Raw genomic sequence first — 21,220 nt, 5'->3', positions numbered from 1 at the left:
CTCTTCGTTGAGGATAGGATATGAGTACTTCTGACAGCATTGTATCCAGCCAGACAAAACAGTCGTCCTGGCGTAAATCAGACACCACCTGGACACTAGGTTTATTTGGTACAGCCATCGGCGCCGGGGTGTTGTTCTTCCCCATCCGCGCAGGATTTGGCGGCTTAATCCCCATTCTTTTGATGTTGGTACTGGCGTACCCCATCGCTTTTTATTGCCACCGTGCGCTGGCGCGTCTGTGTCTGTCCGGGTCAAACCCGTCCGGCAACATCACGGAAACGGTTGAAGAGCACTTTGGTAAGACGGGCGGCGTGGTCATCACGTTCCTCTATTTCTTCGCGATTTGTCCGCTGCTGTGGATTTATGGCGTCACCATTACCAACACGTTCATGACGTTCTGGGAAAACCAGTTACAGTTGCCGGCGCTGAACCGTGGTTTTGTGGCGCTGTTCCTGCTGCTGCTGATGGCGTTCGTTATCTGGTTTGGTAAGGATCTGATGGTTAAAGTGATGAGCTACCTGGTATGGCCGTTCATTGCCAGCCTGGTGCTGATCTCGCTGTCGCTGATCCCTTACTGGAACTCTGCGGTGATCGACCAGGTCGATATCAGTAATATCGCCTTAACCGGTCACGATGGCATTCTGGTCACCGTGTGGCTGGGGATTTCCATCATGGTGTTCTCGTTCAACTTCTCGCCGATCGTTTCGTCTTTCGTGGTCTCTAAACGTGAAGAATACGAGAAAGATTTTGGCCGTGAATACACCGAGCAGAAATGTTCTCAGATCATCTCTCGCGCCAGCATGCTGATGGTCGCTGTGGTTATGTTCTTCGCCTTTAGCTGCCTGTTCACGCTCTCTCCGGCAAACATGGCAGATGCGAAAGCACAGAACATTCCGGTACTGTCTTATCTGGCAAACCACTTCGCTTCCCTGTCCGGAACGAAGTCGACTTTCGCCATCGTGCTGGAATATGGCGCCTCGATTATTGCGCTGGTTGCCATCTTCAAATCCTTCTTCGGTCACTACCTGGGCACGCTGGAAGGGCTGAATGGTCTGGTGCTGAAGTTCGGTTACAAAGGCGATAAAACGAAGGTTTCCTCCGGCAAGCTCAACACCATCAGCATGATCTTCATCATGGGGTCCACCTGGATTGTGGCTTACGCCAACCCGAACATTCTGGACCTGATTGAAGCGATGGGCGCGCCGATTATTGCCTCACTGCTGTGCCTGCTGCCGATGTATGCCATTCGTAAGGCACCGTCACTGGCGAAATATCGCGGTCGTCTGGATAACGTGTTTGTCACCGTCATCGGTCTGCTGACCATTCTGAACATCGTGTACAAACTGTTTTAATCCTTAAGCTCAGGATGAGCGGAGTAGTGAAATGAATGAGTTTCCGATAGTTCTGGTTATTAATTGTGGATCGTCTTCAATTAAGTTTTCAGTACTGGATGCAAATAACTGCGACGTATTAATGGCAGGCATTGCGGATGGTATTAACTCGGAAAATGCGTTCTTATCGGTAAATGGAGGTGAGCCAGTGACGCTGGCTCACCACAGCTACGAAGGCGCATTAAAGGCGATTGCGTTTGAACTGGAAAAACGTAATTTAAATGACAGCGTGGCCTTAATTGGCCACCGTATTGCCCACGGCGGAAATATTTTTACCGAGTCAGCAATTATTACTGATGAGGTCATTGACAATATTCGCCGTGTTTCACCACTGGCACCATTACATAATTACGCCAATCTGAGCGGGATTGAATCCGCACAGCATCTGTTCCCCGGCGTCACGCAGGTGGCGGTGTTTGATACCAGCTTCCATCAGACCATGGCACCAGAAGCTTACCTGTATGGCCTGCCGTGGAAGTATTTCGAAGAGCTGGGCGTGCGGCGTTACGGCTTCCACGGAACGTCGCACCGCTATGTTTCTCAACGCGCGCATGAACTGCTTGCGCTGTCTGAACAGGACTCCGGCCTGGTGATTGCCCACCTCGGCAACGGTGCGTCAATTTGTGCCGTCCGTAATGGTCACAGCGTCGACACGTCAATGGGGATGACGCCGCTGGAAGGGCTGATGATGGGCACGCGTAGCGGCGACGTGGACTTCGGCGCGATGGCGTGGGTCGCCAGTGAAACCCAACAGACTCTGAGCGATCTGGAGCGGGTAGTGAACAAAGAGTCCGGTCTGCTCGGGATTTCTGGCCTGTCGTCCGACTTAAGGGTGCTGGAAAAAGCCTGGCATGAAGGACACGAGCGCGCACAGCTGGCAATTAAAACCTTTGTTCACCGCATTGCCCGTCATATTGCCGGACATGCCGCTTCGTTACACCGTCTGGACGGCATTATTTTCACTGGCGGTATTGGTGAGAACTCAGTATTAATTCGTCGTCTGGTGGTTGAGCATCTGACGGTATTGGGAGTGAATATCGACAGCGACCGAAATAACCTGTCGAATTCTCATGGCGAGCGCATTATTTCCACCCCTGATGCCCGGGTTATTTGCGCCGTAATACCGACGAACGAAGAAAAAATGATTGCGCTCGATGCGATTCAATTAGGCCGCATTAACGCAGCCGTGGAATACGCCTAATTTATTTGTTGTTCTGTAGAGAGATTATTTTTCATGAAGGTAGATATCGATACCAGCGATATGCTGTATGCCGAAGCATGGCTTGGCTTTAAAGGTACGGACTGGAAAGAAGAAATTAATGTCCGTGATTTTATTCAGCACAACTATACGCCTTATGAAGGGGATGAATCCTTCCTTGCTGATGCAACGCCTGCCACTACGGCATTGTGGGAAAAGGTGATGGCGGGCATTCGTATCGAAAACGCGACCCATGCGCCGGTCGATTTCGATACCAATATTGCGACCACGATTACTGCGCACGATGCGGGTTACATTGAGCAGGAACTGGAGAAGATTGTCGGCCTGCAAACGGATAAACCGCTGAAACGTGCGCTGCATCCGTTTGGCGGCGTCAACATGATCAAAAGTTCGTTCGATGCTTATGGTCGTGAGATGGATCCGAACTTCGAGTACCTGTTCACCGAACTGCGTAAAACCCACAACCAGGGCGTTTTTGACGTCTATTCTCCGGACATGCTGCGCTGCCGTAAATCCGGTGTGTTGACCGGTTTGCCGGACGGTTATGGTCGTGGGCGCATTATCGGTGATTATCGTCGCGTGGCGCTGTACGGCATCCGCTATCTGGTGCGTGAGCGTGAGCTGCAGTTCGCCGATCTCCAGTCAAATCTGGAGTGGGGACAGAATCTGGAAGCCACGATTCGCCTGCGTGAAGAGCTGGCGGAGCACCGTCGCGCGTTGCTGCAAATGCAGGAGATGGCGGCGAAATATGGCTGTGATATCTCTCGCCCGGCGCGTAATGCGCAGGAGGCGGTACAGTGGGTCTACTTTGCCTATCTGGCGGCGGTGAAATCGCAAAACGGCGGCGCGATGTCGCTGGGCCGCACCGCATCGTTCCTCGATATCTATATTGAGCGCGATTTCAATGCCGGTATCCTGACAGAGCAACAGGCGCAGGAGTTGATCGACCACTTCATCATGAAGATCCGGATGGTGCGTTTCCTGCGTACGCCGGAGTTTGACACGCTGTTCTCCGGCGATCCGATCTGGGCGACCGAAGTGATCGGCGGGATGGGGTTGGATGGTCGCACGCTGGTGACCAAAAACTCCTTCCGCTATCTGCATACGCTGCACACGATGGGACCGGCACCGGAGCCAAACCTCACCGTGCTGTGGTCAGAAGCGTTGCCAGTCGCGTTTAAAAAGTATGCCGCACAGGTCTCTATCGTCACCTCGTCACTGCAATATGAAAACGACGATCTGATGCGGACCGACTTTAACAGCGACGACTATGCGATCGCCTGCTGCGTGAGTCCGATGGTTATCGGTAAGCAGATGCAGTTCTTCGGGGCGCGCGCCAATCTTGCCAAAACGCTGCTGTACGCAATCAACGGTGGGGTGGATGAGAAGCTGAAAATCCAGGTGGGGCCGAAAACCGCGCCGTTGCTGGACGACGTGCTGGACTACGACACGGTGATGGACAGTCTGGACCACTTTATGGACTGGCTGGCGGTGCAGTACATCAGCGCACTGAACATCATCCATTACATGCACGATAAGTACAGTTACGAAGCGTCGCTGATGGCGCTGCACGATCGTGACGTCTATCGCACGATGGCGTGCGGGATTGCCGGACTGTCGGTAGCGGCGGATTCGCTCTCTGCAATTAAGTACGCGACGGTGAAACCGGTTCGCGACCATAACGGGCTGGCGGTCGATTTCGTGATTGAAGGGGAATATCCACAGTACGGCAATAACGATGAGCGCGTGGATAGCATTGCCTGCGATCTGGTTGAACGCTTTATGAAGAAAATTAAAGTGTTGCCGACCTACCGGAACGCGGTACCGACGCAGTCGATTCTGACTATTACCTCCAACGTGGTGTACGGACAGAAAACCGGTAACACGCCGGACGGTCGTCGCGCGGGGACGCCATTTGCGCCGGGCGCTAACCCGATGCACGGGCGTGACCGTAAAGGCGCTGTCGCCTCGCTGACTTCCGTGGCGAAACTGCCGTTCACTTACGCGAAGGACGGGATTTCGTACACCTTCTCGATTGTGCCTGCGGCACTCGGCAAAGAGGATCCGGTGCGAAAAACCAACCTGGTCGGGCTGCTGGATGGTTACTTCCACCATGAAGCGAACGTGGAAGGCGGTCAGCACCTGAACGTTAACGTAATGAACAAGGAGATGTTACTGGATGCCATTGAACATCCAGAAAACTATCCGAACCTGACGATCCGCGTCTCCGGCTACGCTGTGCGCTTCAACGCGCTCACCCGTGAGCAGCAGCAGGACGTCATTTCGCGTACTTTCACCCAGGCGATGTAACGTTATCGGGGCGGTCTGCGGGTCGCCCCGATTCACTATGCGTATGAAAACCTGGTCTCCACTGAACGAGTCCGAGGGTGTAGAAATGATTAGCGCATTCGATATTTTCAAACCTGGCATTGGTCCTTCCAGCTCTCATACCGTAGGGCCGATGAATGCAGGAAAACGGTTTATCGATCAACTGGTCAGCAGTGGAAGCTTATCGCGCACGACGCGCATGTCGGTTGATCTGTATGGTTCACTGGCGCTGACCGGAAAAGGCCACGCGACCGATACCGCCATTATGATGGGGCTGGCCGGAAACTCGCCGCAAAGCGTCAACATTGACGCCATCCCCGCGTTTATTGACGAGGTGACCCGTACCGGCCGCTTGCCGGTTGCTGAAGGTACACATGTCGTCGATTTCCCGGTTACCGATAGCATTGTTTTTCATGGTGAAACGCTGCCAAGGCACGAGAACGGAATGCGGATCACCGCCTGGGAAAACCAGGAAACGCTGCTGTGTAAAACCTACTACTCGATTGGCGGCGGGTTTATCGTGGATGAAGAGCGCTTTGGTCAGGCGCATGACGTGGAAGCGCCGGTCCCTTATGATTTTCATTCCGCCAGCGAACTGCTGAAACTGTGCGAACGCAATGGCCTTTCAGTCTCCGGGCTGATGATGCAAAACGAACTGGCGCTGCGCAGCAAGGCGGAGATTGATGCCGGATTTGCTCAGATCTGGGAAGTGATGCACGCTGGCATAGAACGCGGGATGAATACCGAAGGCGTCTTACCCGGCCCGTTGAATGTACCGCGCCGCGCGGTGGCGTTACGCCGTCTGCTGGTCTCCAGTGACAGTCTCTCCAGCGACCCGATGAACGTCATCGACTGGATCAACATGTTTGCTCTCGCAGTCAGTGAGGAGAACGCGGCGGGCGGACGCGTGGTGACCGCGCCCACCAACGGGGCATGCGGCATTATTCCAGCCGTTCTGGCCTATTACGATAAATTCCGTCGTCCGCTGAATGCCAACTCCATTGCCCGCTATCTGCTGGCGGCAGGGGCCATTGGGGCATTGTACAAAATGAATGCGTCAATTTCCGGGGCGGAAGTTGGCTGTCAGGGGGAGATCGGCGTGGCCAGTTCCATGGCGGCGGCGGGGTTGACCGAACTGCTGGGCGGTAGCCCGGCGCAGGTTTGCATCGCGGCGGAAATTGCCATGGAGCACAACCTCGGCTTAACCTGCGACCCGGTTGCCGGGCAGGTGCAGATCCCGTGTATTGAGCGCAATGCGATCAACGCAGTCAAGGCGGTCAACGCCGCACGTATGGCGCTGCGCCGCACCTCCGAACCGCGTGTCTCGCTGGATAAAGTCATCGAAACGATGTACGAGACGGGTAAGGACATGAACGATAAGTACCGCGAAACATCACGCGGTGGTTTAGCGATCAAAGTGGTGTGCAGTTAGCGAACGCCAGAAAGCTTGCCCGATAAACCTGCGTCATCGGGCATTTTATCCATTGTCAGCCATCTAAAAGCACACGTCGGTGTGCTTTTTTGTTGTGATCTTCTTCAAATTTAGAAAAAAATGACACGTTATTCTTTTTAAGTAGGAAGATTTTCTTAACCAATAGAAAATATCAGGGTTATTTTGTGACGTTTTTCTCTGCGCCTGAGCGTATCCTTTTTTTCATTCTAATGACTCGCCTGCAAACCCCGTACCGCGTATCGCCTTGATGCGGCACGACAAAAATTAAAAATATACCCTACATAATGAGCGAGAATTTTATGGAAACGGCAACGAACAACAGCGTAGTGCTCGACGCCAGCGCCCCGGCGCGCCGGGCGGGAATGACGGAAAGCGAATGGCGGGAAGCGATTAAATTCGACAGCATCGACACCGGCTGGGTCATTATGAGTATCGGGATGGCGATTGGCGCGGGGATTGTTTTTCTCCCGGTGCAGGTCGGTTTGATGGGGCTGTGGGTCTTTTTGCTCTCATCGGTCATCGGTTATCCCGCCATGTATCTGTTCCAGCGTCTGTTTATTAACACGCTGGCGGAATCCCCGGAGTGCAAAGATTATCCCAGCGTCATCAGTGGGTATCTGGGGAAAAACTGGGGCATCCTGTTAGGCGCACTGTATTTTGTGATGCTGGTTATCTGGATGTTTGTCTATTCCACCGCAATCACCAACGACAGCGCCTCCTATTTGCATACTTTTGGTGTGACAGAGGGACTGTTATCCGATAACCCGTTCTATGGTCTGGTGCTGATTTGCATCCTGGTCGCCATCTCCTCACGCGGCGAAAAGCTGCTGTTCAAAATTTCTACCGGCATGGTGCTGACCAAACTGCTGGTCGTGGCGGCACTGGGCGTATCGATGGTTGGGATGTGGCACTTATACAACATTGGCGCGCTGCCGCCGATGGCGCTGTTGGTGAAGAATGCGATTATCACGCTGCCGTTTACCCTGACCTCAATCCTGTTTATCCAGACCCTGAGCCCGATGGTGATTTCCTACCGTTCCCGTGAGAAATCCGTTGAGGTGGCGCGTCATAAAGCGCTACGTGCCATGAATATTGCCTTCGGCATTTTGTTTGTCACCGTGTTCTTCTATGCCGTCTCCTTTACGCTGGCAATGGGACACGACGAAGCGGTTAAAGCCTATGAGCAGAATATCTCCGCGTTGGCGATTGCTGCACAGTTCATCAGCGGCGCGGGCGCCGGTTGGGTGAAAGTTGTGAGTGTCATCCTGAATATTTTCGCCGTGATGACCGCGTTCTTTGGCGTCTATCTCGGCTTTCGCGAAGCCACGCAGGGGATTGCGATGAACATTCTGCGCCGCAAACTGCCGGCTGAGAAGATCAATGAAACGCTGGTACAGCGCGGCATCATGGTGTTTGCCATTTTACTGGCCTGGAGCGCTATTGTGCTTAACGCACCGGTTCTGAGCTTTACGTCGATTTGTAGCCCTATTTTCGGCATGGTGGGATGTTTGATCCCCGCCTGGCTGGTCTACAAAGTACCTGCATTGCACAAATACAAAGGGGTGTCGCTGTATCTGATTATCGTCACCGGTTTGCTGCTGTGCGTATCTCCGTTCCTGGCTTTTTCCTGATTTATCCTGAAGGTTGTTGTTATGTCTGAGACTATAAAAAATCCGTTGTGGCAGCGTTTCATCCGCGCAGTACAGGAAGAGGTGAAACCTGCGCTGGGCTGTACGGAACCGGTTTCTCTGGCGCTGGCGGCCGCGGTTGCGGCCTCTGAACTGCATGGCGCGGTGGAGCGAATCGATGCCTGGGTCTCGCCCAATCTGATGAAAAACGGACTGGGGGTGACGGTGCCGGGAACCGGTATGGTTGGGCTGCCCATCGCTGCCGCGCTGGGAGCACTGGGCGGGAATGCGAATGCCGGACTGGAGGTGCTGAAGGATGCCTCCGCGCAAGCCATTGCCGATGCGAAGGCGATGCTGAAAGCGGGCAAGGTGTCGGTGATGTTGCAGCAACCCTGTGATGATATCCTGTTTTCTCGCGCGAAGGTCTATAGCCATGACGGCTGGGCGTGCGTCACCATTGTCGGCGGTCATACTCACATTGTGCGGATCGAAACCGATACCGGCGTGAAGTTTACTCAGCAAGCGAACGCGGACGATGAGGCGCAGGAATCGCCGCTCTCGGTACTTTCTGAGACCACGCTGGAAGAGATTCTGGCATTTGTGAATACCGTACCGTTCGACGCTATTCGTTTTATTCTCGACGCCGCCCGACTCAACGGCGCGCTGTCACAAGAGGGGCTGCGCGCAACCTGGGGGCTGCATATCGGTGCGACGCTGCAAAAGCAGTGCGCACGCGGTCTGCTGGCAAACGATCTTTCGACGGCGATCCTTATCCGAACCAGCGCGGCGTCGGATGCGCGTATGGGCGGCGCGACGCTGCCTGCCATGAGTAACTCCGGCTCCGGCAATCAGGGGATCACCGCTACGGTACCGGTGATGGTGGTGGCCGAGCACTTTGGCGCCGATGAGGAGAAACTGGCGCGTGCGCTGATGCTTTCCCATCTGAGTGCGATCTACATACACCATCAGCTCCCGCGTCTGTCGGCGCTGTGTGCCGCGACGACCGCCGCGATGGGGGCAGCGGCAGGGATGGCCTGGCTGGTGGACGAAGGGCGCTACAGCACGATCTCGATGGCGATCAGCAGCATGATTGGCGATGTCAGCGGAATGATTTGCGATGGGGCATCTAACAGTTGCGCGATGAAGGTCTCCACCAGTGCTTCTGCGGCGTGGAAGGCGGTGCTGATGGCGTTGGACGATACGGCGGTTACGGGTAACGAAGGGATTGTGGCGCACGACGTGGAGCAGTCTATTGCCAACCTGTGCGCGTTGGCGTGTCATTCCATGCAGCAAACGGACAAACAGATTATCGAGATCATGGCCCATAAAGCGCATTAAGTGAAGGGCTGACTGCCTGAAGGCGCGACGCTATCCGGCCTACGAATATGTAGGCCGGATAATGCGCTTGCGCAGTCATCCGGCAATGAGGTTCAGGCGGCAGCTTCTTCCTCGGACAGACGAACTTCGGCGTCTGCGACAATCGCTTCCAGCTCGGTCAGCATCGCCTCGTAGTCAAACGCGCGGGGCGCGGTGTTGGTTTCTGCCGTTGCCACTTTCCCTGTCGGGGCCTGTTTTTTTGCTTTCTTACTCATACACCACTCCGGTTACCGATTACACCGGCAAATCTATCAGCAAAGCGCGTAACGGCGTATCGGCAACGAGCGTTATGTTAGCTTCGTCACGAATAAAGGCTCCGTCGCCACAGGTCAGCGCTTCACGCGCTTCATCGTGAGTGACGGCGTGAAAGGTGCCATGAATGGACTGCAAATAAGCGCGCGGGCCATGAAGCTGAAAACTCAGCGACTCGCCCTGATCCAGCTCAATATGGTGTACCCACGCCTGCTGGCGCAGCTGTAGACTGCCGTTCTCACCATCGGGTGAGGCGATCAGTTGCTGTTTAACTTTCGTCAGTTTTGTCTTCTGCACCAGAGCATTCTCGCGTTCAGGACAGGCGTCGAGCCACAATTGCATACGCGTAAGCGGTTTGTCTTTGCTGATATTATGTTCGCTGTAGCTGATACCCGGCTGCGCCGCGAGCAGCAACGCTTCACCCGCCTGGGCCTGCACGTGGTTGCCTTCACTGTCACGATACTCTGCAACGCCTTCAAGAATCAGATTGAGCACGTCCACCTTTGGCCAGGTGCGCGGCTGGAAGGACGCGCCGGGTGCCAGTACTTCCTGATTGAGCACGCGCAGCGATGCGTAGCCCAGCAGTTTCGGGTCGAAATAGTGTCCAAAGGAGAAGGTATAACGGGCCTGCAGCCAGCCGTAGTCTGCTTGTCCGCATTGTTTGGCTGTTCGTGTAGTAATCATAGTTCTTGACCTCTCTTTACTTCCTTTTATGTTAAGGGGCTGGACGCTGCATTGTTAGCCAGATATTCTGCCCGGTATGTTCAAATTTCCTGAATGAGAACGATATGGCCAAAGAAAGGGCATTAACGCTTGAGGCATTACGCGTAATGGACGCGATAGATCGCCGCGGTAGCTTCGCCGCTGCGGCGGATGAGCTGGGACGCGTGCCGTCTGCACTCAGTTACACCATGCAGAAGCTGGAAGAGGAACTGGATGTCGTGCTATTTGACCGCTCCGGACACCGCACAAAATTCACCAACGTTGGGCGTATGCTGCTGGAAAGAGGGCGTGTGCTGCTGGAGGCGGCAGATAAGCTCACCACAGACGCTGAGGCGCTGGCGCGAGGGTGGGAGACGCATCTGACTATTGTGACCGAGGCGCTGGTGCCGACCCCGGCCTTCTTCCCGCTGATCGACAAACTGGCTGTTAAAGCCAATACGCAGCTTTCAGTGATCACCGAGGTGCTGGCGGGGGCGTGGGAACGCCTGGAACAGGGCCGGGCGGATATTGTAGTGGCACCGGACATGCACTTTCGTTCATCGTCAGAAATTAACTCCCGCAAGCTGTATACCCTGATGAACGTTTATGTTGCCGCGCCGGATCACCCGATTCATCAGGAGCCGGAACCGCTGTCGGAAGTGACGCGGGTGAAGTATCGCGGCGTAGCGGTCGCGGATACCGCGCGTGAACGTCCGGTATTAACCGTGCAACTGCTGGATAAGCAAGCGCGCCTCACCGTCAGCACCATCGAAGATAAGCGTCAGGCGTTACTAGCAGGATTAGGGGTGGCGACGATGCCGTATCCGCTGGTGGAACAGGATATTGCAGAAGGACGGCTGCGCGTGGTCAGCCCGGAATCGACCAGCGAGATTGACATCATTATGGCCTGGCGGCGAGACAGTATGGGAGAAGCAAAGGCCTGGTGCCTCCGTGAAATACCCAAACTCTTTATGAAAAAATAACGCGTTGCGGATGACTGATATCGGGGCAAAAAGATTGCCCCGAAAAAGGATTAATTAATCTCGTTTTGCTTAGGATCGGCACCAAAACGGTTAGCACCGGCAGTACCGTTCTGACACAGGAATACAATAATAACGATTGTTCCGATAATCGGAATCAGGCTGAGCAGCAACCACCAGCCGGAGCGCTCGGTATCGTGTAAACGACGGATCGCCACCGCAATGCTCGGCAGCAGAATGCCAAGGCTATAAATAATTGAGATATAGGGTGTTTCCATGCCGATTACAGCCTGAATAACATTCAGGACTGCACAGATGATCATGTTGATTAACGCAAACATCCAGTACTCTTTTCGACGTGCGCGACCGCTGAAACCGGTATAATTTTTTATTACACTCAAATACCAATTCATATAACATCCTTATTAATTAAAAGAGGGCAAAATATAGCATGGTATTTTATGAAGGTCATTTGCATTCTAATTAATTAAGAAAATCTCAGGAAAAATATATCTATTATTAATAGTTTTAAGAAATATGTTTTGAATCTGAATCAGTATCCGGGCGCTAACCAGAACAACAGGTTAGCGTAAATAAAAGGATCAAGGCAGCGGGTAACGCTGCCTTTTCACTTTCTCAGGGGAGAGATTTTGGATCAGGTCCGAAGCGGTTTTCGCCGGGCGTGCCGTCCTGACAGTTAAAAATGAGGATCACCAGCCAGCCGATGACGGGGATCAGTAACAACAACAGCCACCAGGCCGATCGATCGGTGTCGTGCAGACGTCGAAACTGAACTGCCCACCAGGGTAAAAAGACGAGAATTCCGTAAATTGTTGTCAGAATGCCTTCTCCTCCGGCACGCTGCCAGCCCAGGAGTTTATCCAGTACGCCGAGAACGAATGTCAGAATGACGTTGACCAGAATAAACATCCAGTACTCTTTCCGCCGGGCGCGTCCGCCAAAGCCGATATAATTTCTTAAAACCTTTAAGTACCAATCCATTTTTACCTCAATCGTGTGTCAATCACTTGTTTTTAAAGCAATCAAAGAAAGAATAGTTGCGAATGATGAGAGGGTAAATATTTGAAGGGTAAATTGAGCAGGCACCCTGAAGGGTGCCTGGGTTCACTTGGCGAAACGGCTGTCACGCCCGTGTGGTTCTTTGAGGTCTTGCCACGGGCCAATGGAGATAATGCCTGTCGGGTTAATCGTCTTATGGCTGCGAAAATAGTGGTGGCGAATATGGTCAAAATTGACCGTTTCCGCGATGCCTGGCATCTGATAAATATCGCGCAGGAAACCATACAGATTGAGATAGTCGCTGATGCGATGCTTGTCGCATTTGAAATGCGTGACATACACCGGATCAAAGCGGATGAGTGTTGTCCACAGGCGAATATCAGCCTCTGTAAGCCGATTACCTGTCAGATAGCGATGCTGACCGAGGATCTGCTCCAGCCGCGCCAGCGCGGTAAAGACGTTTTCTACCGCGTCATCATAGGCTTGCTGACTGGTAGCGAAGCCCGCTTTATAGACGCCATTGTTAACGTTGTCATAAATCCAGCCGTTCAGTTCGTCGATCTTGTTGCGCAGTTCTGGGGGATAGTAGTCCCCGGCTTTTGCCCCTTGCGCATCGAACGCCGTATTGAACATGCGAATGATTTCAGCAGATTCATTACTGACAATCGTATGGTTCTTTTTATCCCACAAAACAGGCACGGTGACGCGGCCGCTGTAATGGGGATCGGCGTGCAGGTAAAGCTGATACAGAAATTCGTGCTGATATAAGGTATCGCCTGTGGCCGCCGGAAAATCATCGTCAAAGGTCCAGCCGTTTTCCAGCATCAGTGGATTTACGACCGAGACGGAGATAAACGGCTCCAGACCCTTGAGCTTACGCAGGATTAACGTACGGTGCGCCCACGGACAGGCGAGAGAAACATACAGGTGATAGCGGTCTTTTTCTGCCGCAAAACCGCCTTCGCCGGAAGGACCCGGCGCGCCATCCGCCGTGAGCCAGTTGCGGAATGCCGATACCGAACGTTGAAATTTGCCCCCGGTGGATTTGGTATCATACCAGGTATCATGCCAGACGCCGTCGATCAGTTGTCCCATGTTTTTTCCCTCAGATAGCAAAAACGAGGAGAAAATCCCCTCGTTCTTTTTCATTCATTATAGAGCGCTTACCACTTTTTGTTCAGTACACGGTCGAGACTGAATGCGCCCGGACCGGTGATGCCGAGCAGCAGGAAGCCGCCAGCGATGGTCAGGTTTTTCATGAACATCAGTGAGTTCACGCCTTCCGCAAAGTTGCTGTGGAAGATAAACGCGGTCAGCAGTGTAAAGCCTGCGGTAAACAGCGCGGTGGTACGGGTCAGGAAACCGAACAGAATCGCCAGGCCGCCGCCGAACTCAAGCAAAATGGTCAGTGGCAGCAGGAATCCCGGAACGCCCATCGCTTCCATATACTGTTGGGTACCTGCGTAACCGGTGATTTTTCCCCAACCTGCGGTAATAAACAGGATTGGCATCAGAATACGCGCTACCAGTACACCAACATCTTCTAATTTTTTCATTCTTCTCTCCAGGAACTACACAGACTGCTGAGTTTGTTTTTTGGGTGCAATTTCGCGGCGTTCCGCGTCATTGCTGTCGATGGAGAGAATCATAAGCGTGAAGAATGAGAATTGTTAGCAAGGAAAACTGTCAATATTTTTCAAAAAATTTGATTTTGTAGTGGGGTGATATTGTGGATGGGTAAGCGAAGCGCTCCTGGTACCGTTGCCGGATGGCGGCTACGCCTTATTCGGCCTACCTATTGAATGTGAGAGTCGGATAAGCGAAGCACCCTCAGGCAACGGTTGAGCGCAGCGTCTTTTTAGCCAGTCGCCAGACGCTCCACACGCCAAACCCGCGCTTTGCCCAACGCACGAGCAGGTTAGGGTGGCGAATCGTCCAGACGGCCATCACACTGCTGCCGACCAGCGCCCAGGAGCGCAAACTCAGTAGGGTGTTCCAGCCACGATCGTAAGCGCCCGTGGCTTCCAGCCAGTCACGACGACTGGCTGAAAGATCCAGCCGTTGCTGTTGGATCTCACGAAGCAGTCGGGCCTTACGTTGTTCACGTTCGACTTTACCGCTCACGGCTCTCCTCCTCGAGCAATTGCCGGTCATTTGCCAGTTCATGGCGCGTATGGCGTAACAATGTGGAGCGCCGCGCTTTTCGCAGCGTCCATATCCCGCCAATCAGCGCCAGTGCCAGCAGCACGACCGTGGTGGCAATCATCGCATTGAGCCGATACTGCGGGTCAACGGCCCAGATGACTAACACCATCAGGCTCATCAAACCAAATGCAGCGAAGAGCATGGTGAGTCCCAACATCAGCAGAAGCTGAAAAAGGTTCGCCTTTTCTTCTTCAAGCTCGACGACGGCCAGACGTAACCGCGTTTCCACCATCTCAACGAGAAGAGTGACAATCCGCTGCCCGATACCCAGAACGCTTTTCCCGGGCCCTTGCGCGTGATGAGGATCCGCCATCATTAACGACGCGTCAGCAGAACGCCCAGCACGACGCCCACGGCCGCACCAATCCCGACGCCGGTCCACGGATTTTCGCGCACATAGTCGTCAGCACGCGCAGCGGCTTCACGAGTCTGTTTAGCAATGGCATCACCCGTTTCACCGAGGCGATAGCGGCTCTCTTTAAGCGCGCGCTCGGCTTTGCTGCGGATCTTACTCAACTCTTCTTTCGATTTATCACCAGAGGAGTTCAGCACCTCTTCCAGCGTATCGGCCAGGGATTTCAACTCAGCGCGCAGATGTTCCGATGTGTTTTCTTTCGACATAGTTTTCTCCAGGTGAGTAAGTGGTACTGATACTTAGTAGTCGCGAGCTTCGAGCTCTTTCAGTTCCGCTCGCGCTTCAGCCAGTTTACGCTCGCGTTTGGCAATTTTGTCCGCATCGCCTTTTTGCTTCGCTTCGGCGAGGTCGCGCTGACGTTCGGCGATCTCTTCTTTCTGCTCAGCAATTTTTTCCTGATGATCGGCACGCAGCTTGCTGTCAGTACAGTGGGCCCTGACTTCGCTGAGCGCTTTTTTTAGCCCATTGATGCGATTCTGGTTATTGTGCTTCTCGGCGTAGCTGATCTCCCGTTGAATATCCTGCTCTTTTTGCTGGCAAAGCGTGTTAGCGTAGCTGCCAGCACTGAGAGCGAAAAGGGAGATAGCGAAAGCGATGCGGTATTTCATTCTTGAACCTTCCATTGTGACTCGTCCCCATGAATTCAGGAACGATGATCCAGTGATAAAGCGACAGGGTGACCCCATCGCCTCATTAATCATAGACATTAATCGCAGAAATCACCAAAGTGGGTGATATGATTCGGATTCCTGGAGATTACCCTACCCGATGTGGCGTATCGCGTAAACGTGACAACCACTGGACGGCCTGATTGTTATCATCCTGCTGGGCAATGATGTAGCCGCGCGGCAGCGTTTTGTCGAGCACCGCTTTGGCGGCGGCACTCTGGGCGCTGGAATCGAAAGTGATGAGCAGAGTGTCGTTCTTTGGTGTAATGCTTTTAAAACGAATGCCGTTAGCGTCGAGGTGATGCCAGATCGAGAAGCCGTCCGGCATGCTGGCCCCCTGGTGGACGGCGCGGATCGCCAGCGTGGATTCTTGCTGACGAACCGTTGACCAGACCAACAGCATGGCGCTCAACGTCAGCAGAAACGCGGTGCTCCAGGCCAGTTGTTTAAGGGTTATACGCGGTTTCAGCATCCCTTACCCTCGATTCCCGTATTTCTTTTTCCACAGGACGACCAGTGAACCGCCCAGGCCAAAAACCAGTAGCACGACGGGTAACAGCATCAGGCATGACATCAGTTGATCTTCATACTTCAGAAACACCGGCGTTTTCCCCAGCAGATAACCCAGGCTGGTTAAAATCAGCACCCACAGCAAGCCACTCATCCAGTTGAAAAATTGAAAGCGGGCATTATTCAGGCCGGATAAGCCAGCGATGGTCGGCAGCAAGGTACGAACAAACGCGATAAAACGACCAATCAGCAGGGCGGAAAGACCATGCTTATGGAATAAATGGTGAGCGCGTTGATGATAGTGGGCTGGCAGGTGCGATAACCAGTTTTGTACGATGCGGGTATTGCCCAGCCATCGGCCCTGAATATAGCTGAGCCAGCAACCGAGGCTTGCGGCTGCGGTCAGCAACAGAATGGTTTGCGGAAAGCCCATGGCGCCTTTGGCAATCAGAACACCCACTAACACCAACAAACTGTCGCCAGGTAAAAAGGCGGCTGGCAGCAACCCGTTCTCCAGAAACAGAATCATAAATAAAACAAAATACAGCATGCCAATCATGGAAGGATTGGCCAGTGTTTCAAAATCCTGCGCCCAGAGGGCATGCAGTAATTGAGTCAAAAGTTCCATTCAGTATTCCAGGTCGAATTGGTTAACGTCACGCCGGGTTAAACAGTTTGCTACGCCGCATCATTGTTAGTGTTTTACATGGTGTGCGGACGGCGCAAAGCCGCGGCCTGAACTATTCCCTGTTAAAAGTTATGAAGTAAGCAAGCACTGACAAACATAAATTCGAATTGCATCTAATTGTAACAAAGGTCAACGTAGTCCGTTATAGAAATTACACGTCCTTGAAATGTGATTTTGCTGATCGCAGGAGAGGGTGGCGAGAGGATTTACACAGGCTGACACTTTATACCTTTCGCTTACTGACAGGCGCAACGGCGCGCCTGTCGAATCAAGAACGTTTATTTTGTCGCGTTAGCCGCCGTATCGAGATGAACGACCGGATTTTCGGCAAACAGATAACGGTCGGCATTAAATTCAAAATCGTCGCTGGTTTCATTGAACAGCATGATTTTTGTGTTCTCGAGATGCTGCCACATCGCCAGTTTTGCCGCATGCGGGTCTTTGCGGATCAGTGCCTTCAGGATTTGATCGTGGTCGTCGCACCAGTTATCGACGGTACGCGCATCAATATGTTCGTGCAGTTTCTTCCAGTACGGGTTGTGACTGCGCTGAGTCCACATTTTTTCCACGATAGCGGCCAGTGCGGAGTTCTGCGTGGCTAACGCGACCTGAATGTGGAATTGCAGGTCCCATTCGGAGTCGCGGAAACATTTTTCGTTGCGCGCCTGTTCCTGGATCGTCATCAGTTTCATGATGTCCTGCTTGGTGACCTGGGTGGCGGCAAACTCTGCAATATTGCTTTCGATAAGCTGACGCGCCTGGAGTAATTCAAAAGGACCGTAGTTGGCAAACTCCAGCGACTCGTCGGTGACCTGCTGGTGGCGCGGTTGGTTGGAAATCACATGAATCCCGGACCCCTTACGGACCTCAACATACCCTTCGACTTCCAGCATGATGATGGCTTCACGAACCACGGTACGGCTGACATTTTTTTCATCGGCAATAAAACGCTCTGCAGGCAATTTATCACCCACCAGGTAAACGCCCTGTTCGATGCGCTCTTTTAAATCAGCAGCAAGTTGTTGATACAAACGTCGTGGTTCGGTGATTTCCATATGCACTCCAGGCATGATACGGCAGACTGTATTTGTTATACCACTTTCGCGAGTTTGGCTCTATACGCAGAAACGAAAAAGCCGCCTGCGGGTGCCAGCAGGCGGCTGAGATTGCTTATGCGTTATCCGTCGGCAGGCTAACTTTGCGCTGCCGGTTCATCAAACTGCGGGCCAGAATCAACTTCATTGGCCGGTTTGTTTTGCAGCACGGTCCAGATAACCAGCGCGCCCAACAGGTCGAACACGGCCAGTACTGCGAACAGCGGGCTGAAGCCAATGGTGTCTGCCAGCGCACCGACCACCAGGGCGAACAGCGTACTCGCCAGCCAGGCAGACATCCCGGTCAGACCGTTCGCCGTGGCCACTTCGTTACGTCCAAAGACATCAGAAGAGAGTGTAATCAGCGCACCGGACAGGGCCTGGTGAGCAAAACCACCAATACACAGCAGCATAATGGCGATGTACGGGCTGGTGAACAGACCGATCATCCCTGGGCCAATCATCAGCACAGCACCCAGCGTAACGACCATTTTTCGTGAGACAATCAGGTTGACGCCAAACCAGCGCTGGAACAGCGGCGGCAGGTAACCCCCCACGATGCAACCGAGGTCAGCAAACAGCATCGGCATCCAGGCGAACATTGCAATTTCTTTCAGGTTAAAGCCATAGACTTTGAACATGAACAGCGGGATCCAGGCGTTAAACGTCCCCCAGGCCGGTTCTGCCAGAAAACGCGGCAGGGCGATACCCCAGAACTGGCGGTTACGCAGGATCTGCACGAGTGACATTTTCTTTTTGGTGCTGTTTTTGTGCTGCGCTTCCTGGCCATTAATAATGTAGTCGCGCTCTTCGTCCGTCAGTTTTTTCTGATCACGCGGATGCTTATAGAAGATAAGCCAGGACATGGCCCAGATGAAGCTCAGGGCACCAGAGATAATGAACGCCATCTGCCAGCTGTGCATCACGATCGCCCAGACAACCAACGGCGGGGCAATCATCGCACCGATAGAGGAGCCGACGTTAAAGTAGCCGACCGCAATGGAGCGTTCTTTCGCCGGGAACCATTCGGAACTGGCTTTCAGCCCCGCCGGGATCATCGCGGCTTCTGCCGCACCGACCGCGCCGCGCGCCAGCGCCAGGCCCCCCCAGCTTCCTGCCAATGCGGTTGCGCCACAGAAAACGGCCCATAACACGGCAAACATTGCATAGCCTATTTTGGTGCCCAGTATATCCAGCACATAGCCGGCAACAGGTTGCATGACAGTGTAAGCAGCAGAATAGGCTGCGATGATATAGGAGTACTGTTGGGTGGAGATGTGCAACTCTTCCATCAGAGTTGGCGCAGCTGCCGCCACAGTGTTACGCGTCAGGTAACCCAGCACGGTGCCAAGCGTCACCAGCGCAATCATGTACCAACGTAACCCTTTAATTTTACGCATGTAAAACCTCATCGTTTTGTTATTTCCGCAAAGATCGCGGTCATCTTCCTGCCTGTGGCAGAGGATGCTGTTTACGACGGGGTAACCAAAAAAAGCCGGTACGCCCGAACGTTGCCATAAATAAATTTTGCTAATTCGGTTTCCGTACCGGTCAATCCGATGATGAATCATCGGTAACTATGCATTCCGTCGGCTTATGTATCGCGACGGCAGAAAGATAACTTGTCATACAACTTTAAAAGGTGAGTGCCATCACAAAAGTATGAATCTTAGCGTGGTTATTATTTCGATTAGGCGATGCCAGAGCTGGCGCGGCTTGAGGCGATGTTTACCACTTCGAGGGTAAACAATTTGTCGGTATTTATTGATCTATCTCACGAAAATATCTACAGGTTATGGAAATTGGTGTGATAACTTTGTCAGCATCGCTACATAAGCAATCAGACGCACTCGTTGAGAGGAAGACGATAATGACCCCGTTTATGACAGAAGATTTTCTACTTGATACTGAATTTGCCCGCCGTCTGTATCATGATTATGCGAAAGACCAGCCTATCTTCGATTACCATTGCCATCTGCCGCCACAGCAAATCGCCGAAGACTACCGGTTCAAGAATCTGTATGACATCTGGCTGAAAGGCGACCATTACAAATGGCGCGCGATGCGCACTAACGGTGTCGCTGAGCGCCTGTGTACCGGCGACGCTTCCGACCGCGAGAAGTTTGACGCGTGGGCGGCGACGGTTCCGCATACGATCGGCAACCCGTTATACCACTGGACGCACCTTGAACTGCGTCGCCCATTCGGCGTGACAGGTAAGCTGCTTTCTCCGTCGACGGCGGACGAAATCTGGAATCAGTGCAACGAACTGCTGGCGCAGGATGAATTCTCCGCACGCGGCATCATGCAGCAGATGAACGTGAAAATGGTCGGCACGACTGACGATCCGATCGATTCGCTAGAGCATCACGCAACGGTCGCAAAAGACAGCAGCTTCTCCGTGAAAGTTTTGCCAAGCTGGCGTCCGGATAAAGCCTTCAATATTGAGCAGGCGACCTTCAACGATTACATGGCAAAACTGGGTGAAGTGTCGGACACCGACATTCGCCGCTTTACCGATCTGCAAAGCGCGCTGACCAAACGTCTGGATCATTTTGCGGCGCACGGCTGCAAAGTTTCCGACCACGCGCTGGATGTGGTGCTGTTCGCAGAGTCCAGCGACGCTGAACTGGATAGCATTCTGGCACGTCGCCTGGCAGGCGAGACGCTGAACGAACATGAAGTGGCGCAGTTCAAAACGGCTGTGCTGGTGTTCCTGGGGGCGGAATATGCGCGTCGCGGTTGGGTACAGCAATACCATATTGGCGCCCTGCGCAATAACAACCTGCGCCAGTTCAAACTGCTGGGGCCGGATGTGGGCTTTGACTCCATCAACGACCGTCCGATGGCGGAAGAGTTATCAAAACTGCTCAGCAAACAGAATGAAGAAAACCTGTTGCCGAAAACCATTCTCTACTGCCTGAACCCGCGCGATAACGAGGTGCTGGGCACCATGATCGGCAACTTCCAGGGGGAAGGGATGCCGGGCAAAATGCAGTTCGGTTCCGGCTGGTGGTTCAACGATCAGAAAGACGGCATGGAACGTCAGATGACGCAACTGGCGCAATTGGGTCTGTTAAGCCGCTTTGTCGGCATGCTGACCGACAGCCGCAGCTTCCTGTCTTATACCCGTCACGAATACTTCCGTCGCATTCTCTGCCAGATGATTGGCCGCTGGGTGCAGGCCGGTGAAGCCCCGGCAGATAGTCAACTGCTGGGCGAGATGGTGAAAAACATTTGCTTTAACAATGCGCGTGATTACTTCGCCATTGAACTGAACTAAGGTCCGG

At 53.3% G+C, this 21,220-nt stretch carries 22 protein-coding genes; 8 read left to right on the top strand and 14 right to left on the bottom strand.

Features of this window, described 5'->3' with window-relative positions:
- Positions 1-20 precede the first annotated feature (20 nt).
- From tdcC to OGW13_RS08375, 6 genes are all read left to right on the top strand, one after another.
- Positions 21-1,352, top strand: a complete 1,332-nt coding sequence (gene tdcC / locus OGW13_RS08400; protein WP_042998241.1) for a threonine/serine transporter TdcC — start codon at positions 21-23, stop codon at positions 1,350-1,352.
- 31 nt (positions 1,353-1,383) lie between these two features.
- Positions 1,384-2,592 (top strand): propionate kinase, encoded by a 1,209-nt coding sequence (gene tdcD / locus OGW13_RS08395; RefSeq protein ID WP_042998240.1) that lies wholly within the window; start codon positions 1,384-1,386, stop codon positions 2,590-2,592.
- A gap of 33 nt (positions 2,593-2,625) precedes the next feature.
- Positions 2,626-4,920 carry a 2-ketobutyrate formate-lyase/pyruvate formate-lyase gene (gene tdcE / locus OGW13_RS08390; protein ID WP_099433664.1) on the top strand — a complete coding sequence of 765 codons (2,295 nt, stop codon included), beginning with the start codon at positions 2,626-2,628 and terminating at the stop codon, positions 4,918-4,920.
- An 85-nt stretch (positions 4,921-5,005) separates the two neighbouring features.
- Positions 5,006-6,370 (top strand): L-serine ammonia-lyase, encoded by a 1,365-nt coding sequence (tdcG, locus tag OGW13_RS08385; protein WP_109739813.1) that lies wholly within the window; start codon positions 5,006-5,008, stop codon positions 6,368-6,370.
- A gap of 320 nt (positions 6,371-6,690) precedes the next feature.
- Positions 6,691-8,022 (top strand): SLC5/6 family protein, encoded by a 1,332-nt coding sequence (locus OGW13_RS08380; protein WP_042998237.1) that lies wholly within the window; start codon positions 6,691-6,693, stop codon positions 8,020-8,022.
- Positions 8,023-8,043: 21 nt separating this feature from the next.
- Positions 8,044-9,357, top strand: a complete 1,314-nt coding sequence (locus tag OGW13_RS08375; protein ID WP_044255832.1) for an L-cysteine desulfidase family protein — start codon at positions 8,044-8,046, stop codon at positions 9,355-9,357.
- A 92-nt stretch (positions 9,358-9,449) separates the two neighbouring features.
- On the opposite strand, the gene OGW13_RS08370 is transcribed toward OGW13_RS08375, so the two are convergent.
- Both OGW13_RS08370 and OGW13_RS08365 read right to left on the bottom strand, forming a co-directional pair.
- Complete coding sequence (locus OGW13_RS08370; protein WP_164566090.1) at positions 9,450-9,611, bottom strand: protein YhaL; 162 nt, start codon at positions 9,609-9,611, stop codon at positions 9,450-9,452.
- A gap of 19 nt (positions 9,612-9,630) precedes the next feature.
- Positions 9,631-10,332: a pirin family protein gene (locus OGW13_RS08365; protein WP_042998235.1), complete on the bottom strand. Its 702-nt coding sequence runs from the start codon at positions 10,330-10,332 to the stop codon at positions 9,631-9,633.
- A 104-nt stretch (positions 10,333-10,436) separates the two neighbouring features.
- Between OGW13_RS08365 and yhaJ the strand changes: the two genes are divergently transcribed.
- Positions 10,437-11,333 (top strand): DNA-binding transcriptional regulator YhaJ, encoded by an 897-nt coding sequence (yhaJ, locus tag OGW13_RS08360; protein WP_044255829.1) that lies wholly within the window; start codon positions 10,437-10,439, stop codon positions 11,331-11,333.
- 50 nt (positions 11,334-11,383) lie between these two features.
- Here yhaJ and OGW13_RS08355 read toward each other — a convergent pair whose 3' ends face one another.
- From OGW13_RS08355 to exuT, 12 genes are all read right to left on the bottom strand, one after another.
- A complete protein-coding gene (locus tag OGW13_RS08355) occupies positions 11,384-11,743 on the bottom strand; it encodes a DUF805 domain-containing protein (RefSeq protein ID WP_044255826.1) in 360 nt (119 codons plus the stop codon).
- 223 nt (positions 11,744-11,966) lie between these two features.
- Positions 11,967-12,332, bottom strand: a complete 366-nt coding sequence (locus OGW13_RS08350; RefSeq protein ID WP_044255823.1) for a DUF805 domain-containing protein — start codon at positions 12,330-12,332, stop codon at positions 11,967-11,969.
- Between the two features lie 123 nt (positions 12,333-12,455).
- Positions 12,456-13,445: a glutathione S-transferase family protein gene (locus OGW13_RS08345; protein WP_042998231.1), complete on the bottom strand. Its 990-nt coding sequence runs from the start codon at positions 13,443-13,445 to the stop codon at positions 12,456-12,458.
- 68 nt (positions 13,446-13,513) lie between these two features.
- On the bottom strand, positions 13,514-13,906 hold the full coding sequence (locus OGW13_RS08340) for a DoxX family protein (protein ID WP_042998230.1): 393 nt from the start codon (positions 13,904-13,906) through the stop codon (positions 13,514-13,516).
- A gap of 274 nt (positions 13,907-14,180) precedes the next feature.
- Positions 14,181-14,474: a YqjK-like family protein gene (locus tag OGW13_RS08335; protein WP_042998229.1), complete on the bottom strand. Its 294-nt coding sequence runs from the start codon at positions 14,472-14,474 to the stop codon at positions 14,181-14,183.
- On the bottom strand, positions 14,464-14,868 hold the full coding sequence (locus tag OGW13_RS08330) for a phage holin family protein (protein ID WP_043001753.1): 405 nt from the start codon (positions 14,866-14,868) through the stop codon (positions 14,464-14,466). Before OGW13_RS08330 ends, OGW13_RS08335 begins: the two co-directional genes overlap by 11 nt.
- Positions 14,869-14,870: 2 nt before the next feature.
- A complete protein-coding gene (locus OGW13_RS08325; RefSeq protein WP_042998228.1) occupies positions 14,871-15,176 on the bottom strand; it encodes an ElaB/YgaM/YqjD family protein in 306 nt (101 codons plus the stop codon).
- Positions 15,177-15,209: 33 nt separating this feature from the next.
- Positions 15,210-15,578, bottom strand: coding sequence for a DUF1090 domain-containing protein (locus OGW13_RS08320; protein ID WP_042998227.1), 369 nt, complete (start codon positions 15,576-15,578; stop codon positions 15,210-15,212).
- A gap of 148 nt (positions 15,579-15,726) precedes the next feature.
- Positions 15,727-16,110 (bottom strand): EnvZ/OmpR regulon moderator MzrA, encoded by a 384-nt coding sequence (gene mzrA, locus OGW13_RS08315; RefSeq protein ID WP_042998226.1) that lies wholly within the window; start codon positions 16,108-16,110, stop codon positions 15,727-15,729.
- A 3-nt stretch (positions 16,111-16,113) separates the two neighbouring features.
- Positions 16,114-16,776, bottom strand: coding sequence for a DedA family general envelope maintenance protein YqjA (yqjA, locus tag OGW13_RS08310; protein WP_042998225.1), 663 nt, complete (start codon positions 16,774-16,776; stop codon positions 16,114-16,116).
- Positions 16,777-17,114: 338 nt separating this feature from the next.
- On the bottom strand, positions 17,115-17,891 hold the full coding sequence (gene exuR / locus OGW13_RS08305) for a transcriptional regulator ExuR (protein ID WP_042998224.1): 777 nt from the start codon (positions 17,889-17,891) through the stop codon (positions 17,115-17,117).
- A gap of 137 nt (positions 17,892-18,028) precedes the next feature.
- Positions 18,029-19,330, bottom strand: a complete 1,302-nt coding sequence (gene exuT / locus OGW13_RS08300; protein WP_287115881.1) for a hexuronate transporter ExuT — start codon at positions 19,328-19,330, stop codon at positions 18,029-18,031.
- Positions 19,331-19,800: 470 nt separating this feature from the next.
- On the opposite strand from exuT, the gene uxaC reads away from it, so the two are divergent.
- On the top strand, positions 19,801-21,213 hold the full coding sequence (gene uxaC / locus OGW13_RS08295) for a glucuronate isomerase (protein ID WP_044328005.1): 1,413 nt from the start codon (positions 19,801-19,803) through the stop codon (positions 21,211-21,213).
- Positions 21,214-21,220 lie beyond the last annotated feature (7 nt).

Origin of the sequence: Citrobacter sp. Ca225, assembly GCF_030337175.1 — a bacterium.
Taxonomy (GTDB): domain Bacteria; phylum Pseudomonadota; class Gammaproteobacteria; order Enterobacterales; family Enterobacteriaceae; genus Citrobacter_A; species Citrobacter_A amalonaticus.
Note: the sequence above shows the minus strand (reverse complement) of the source record. Positions and strands in the feature narration are given on the sequence as shown.

What these genes read in the sequence shown, in the direction of transcription:
- tdcC (WP_042998241.1), top strand. Translation starts at nt 21, where the DNA reads ATGAGTACTTCTGACAGCATTGTATCCAGCCAGACAAAACAGTCGTCC.
- tdcD (WP_042998240.1), top strand. Translation starts at nt 1,384, where the DNA reads ATGAATGAGTTTCCGATAGTTCTGGTTATTAATTGTGGATCGTCTTCA.
- tdcE (WP_099433664.1), top strand. Translation starts at nt 2,626, where the DNA reads ATGAAGGTAGATATCGATACCAGCGATATGCTGTATGCCGAAGCATGG.
- tdcG (WP_109739813.1), top strand. Translation starts at nt 5,006, where the DNA reads ATGATTAGCGCATTCGATATTTTCAAACCTGGCATTGGTCCTTCCAGC.
- OGW13_RS08380 (WP_042998237.1), top strand. Translation starts at nt 6,691, where the DNA reads ATGGAAACGGCAACGAACAACAGCGTAGTGCTCGACGCCAGCGCCCCG.
- OGW13_RS08375 (WP_044255832.1), top strand. Translation starts at nt 8,044, where the DNA reads ATGTCTGAGACTATAAAAAATCCGTTGTGGCAGCGTTTCATCCGCGCA.
- OGW13_RS08370 (WP_164566090.1), bottom strand. Translation starts at nt 9,611, where the DNA reads ATGAGTAAGAAAGCAAAAAAACAGGCCCCGACAGGGAAAGTGGCAACG.
- OGW13_RS08365 (WP_042998235.1), bottom strand. Translation starts at nt 10,332, where the DNA reads ATGATTACTACACGAACAGCCAAACAATGCGGACAAGCAGACTACGGC.
- yhaJ (WP_044255829.1), top strand. Translation starts at nt 10,437, where the DNA reads ATGGCCAAAGAAAGGGCATTAACGCTTGAGGCATTACGCGTAATGGAC.
- OGW13_RS08355 (WP_044255826.1), bottom strand. Translation starts at nt 11,743, where the DNA reads ATGAATTGGTATTTGAGTGTAATAAAAAATTATACCGGTTTCAGCGGT.
- OGW13_RS08350 (WP_044255823.1), bottom strand. Translation starts at nt 12,332, where the DNA reads ATGGATTGGTACTTAAAGGTTTTAAGAAATTATATCGGCTTTGGCGGA.
- OGW13_RS08345 (WP_042998231.1), bottom strand. Translation starts at nt 13,445, where the DNA reads ATGGGACAACTGATCGACGGCGTCTGGCATGATACCTGGTATGATACC.
- OGW13_RS08340 (WP_042998230.1), bottom strand. Translation starts at nt 13,906, where the DNA reads ATGAAAAAATTAGAAGATGTTGGTGTACTGGTAGCGCGTATTCTGATG.
- OGW13_RS08330 (WP_043001753.1), bottom strand. Translation starts at nt 14,868, where the DNA reads ATGGCGGATCCTCATCACGCGCAAGGGCCCGGGAAAAGCGTTCTGGGT.
- OGW13_RS08325 (WP_042998228.1), bottom strand. Translation starts at nt 15,176, where the DNA reads ATGTCGAAAGAAAACACATCGGAACATCTGCGCGCTGAGTTGAAATCC.
- OGW13_RS08320 (WP_042998227.1), bottom strand. Translation starts at nt 15,578, where the DNA reads ATGAAATACCGCATCGCTTTCGCTATCTCCCTTTTCGCTCTCAGTGCT.
- mzrA (WP_042998226.1), bottom strand. Translation starts at nt 16,110, where the DNA reads ATGCTGAAACCGCGTATAACCCTTAAACAACTGGCCTGGAGCACCGCG.
- yqjA (WP_042998225.1), bottom strand. Translation starts at nt 16,776, where the DNA reads ATGGAACTTTTGACTCAATTACTGCATGCCCTCTGGGCGCAGGATTTT.
- exuR (WP_042998224.1), bottom strand. Translation starts at nt 17,891, where the DNA reads ATGGAAATCACCGAACCACGACGTTTGTATCAACAACTTGCTGCTGAT.
- exuT (WP_287115881.1), bottom strand. Translation starts at nt 19,330, where the DNA reads ATGCGTAAAATTAAAGGGTTACGTTGGTACATGATTGCGCTGGTGACG.
- uxaC (WP_044328005.1), top strand. Translation starts at nt 19,801, where the DNA reads ATGACCCCGTTTATGACAGAAGATTTTCTACTTGATACTGAATTTGCC.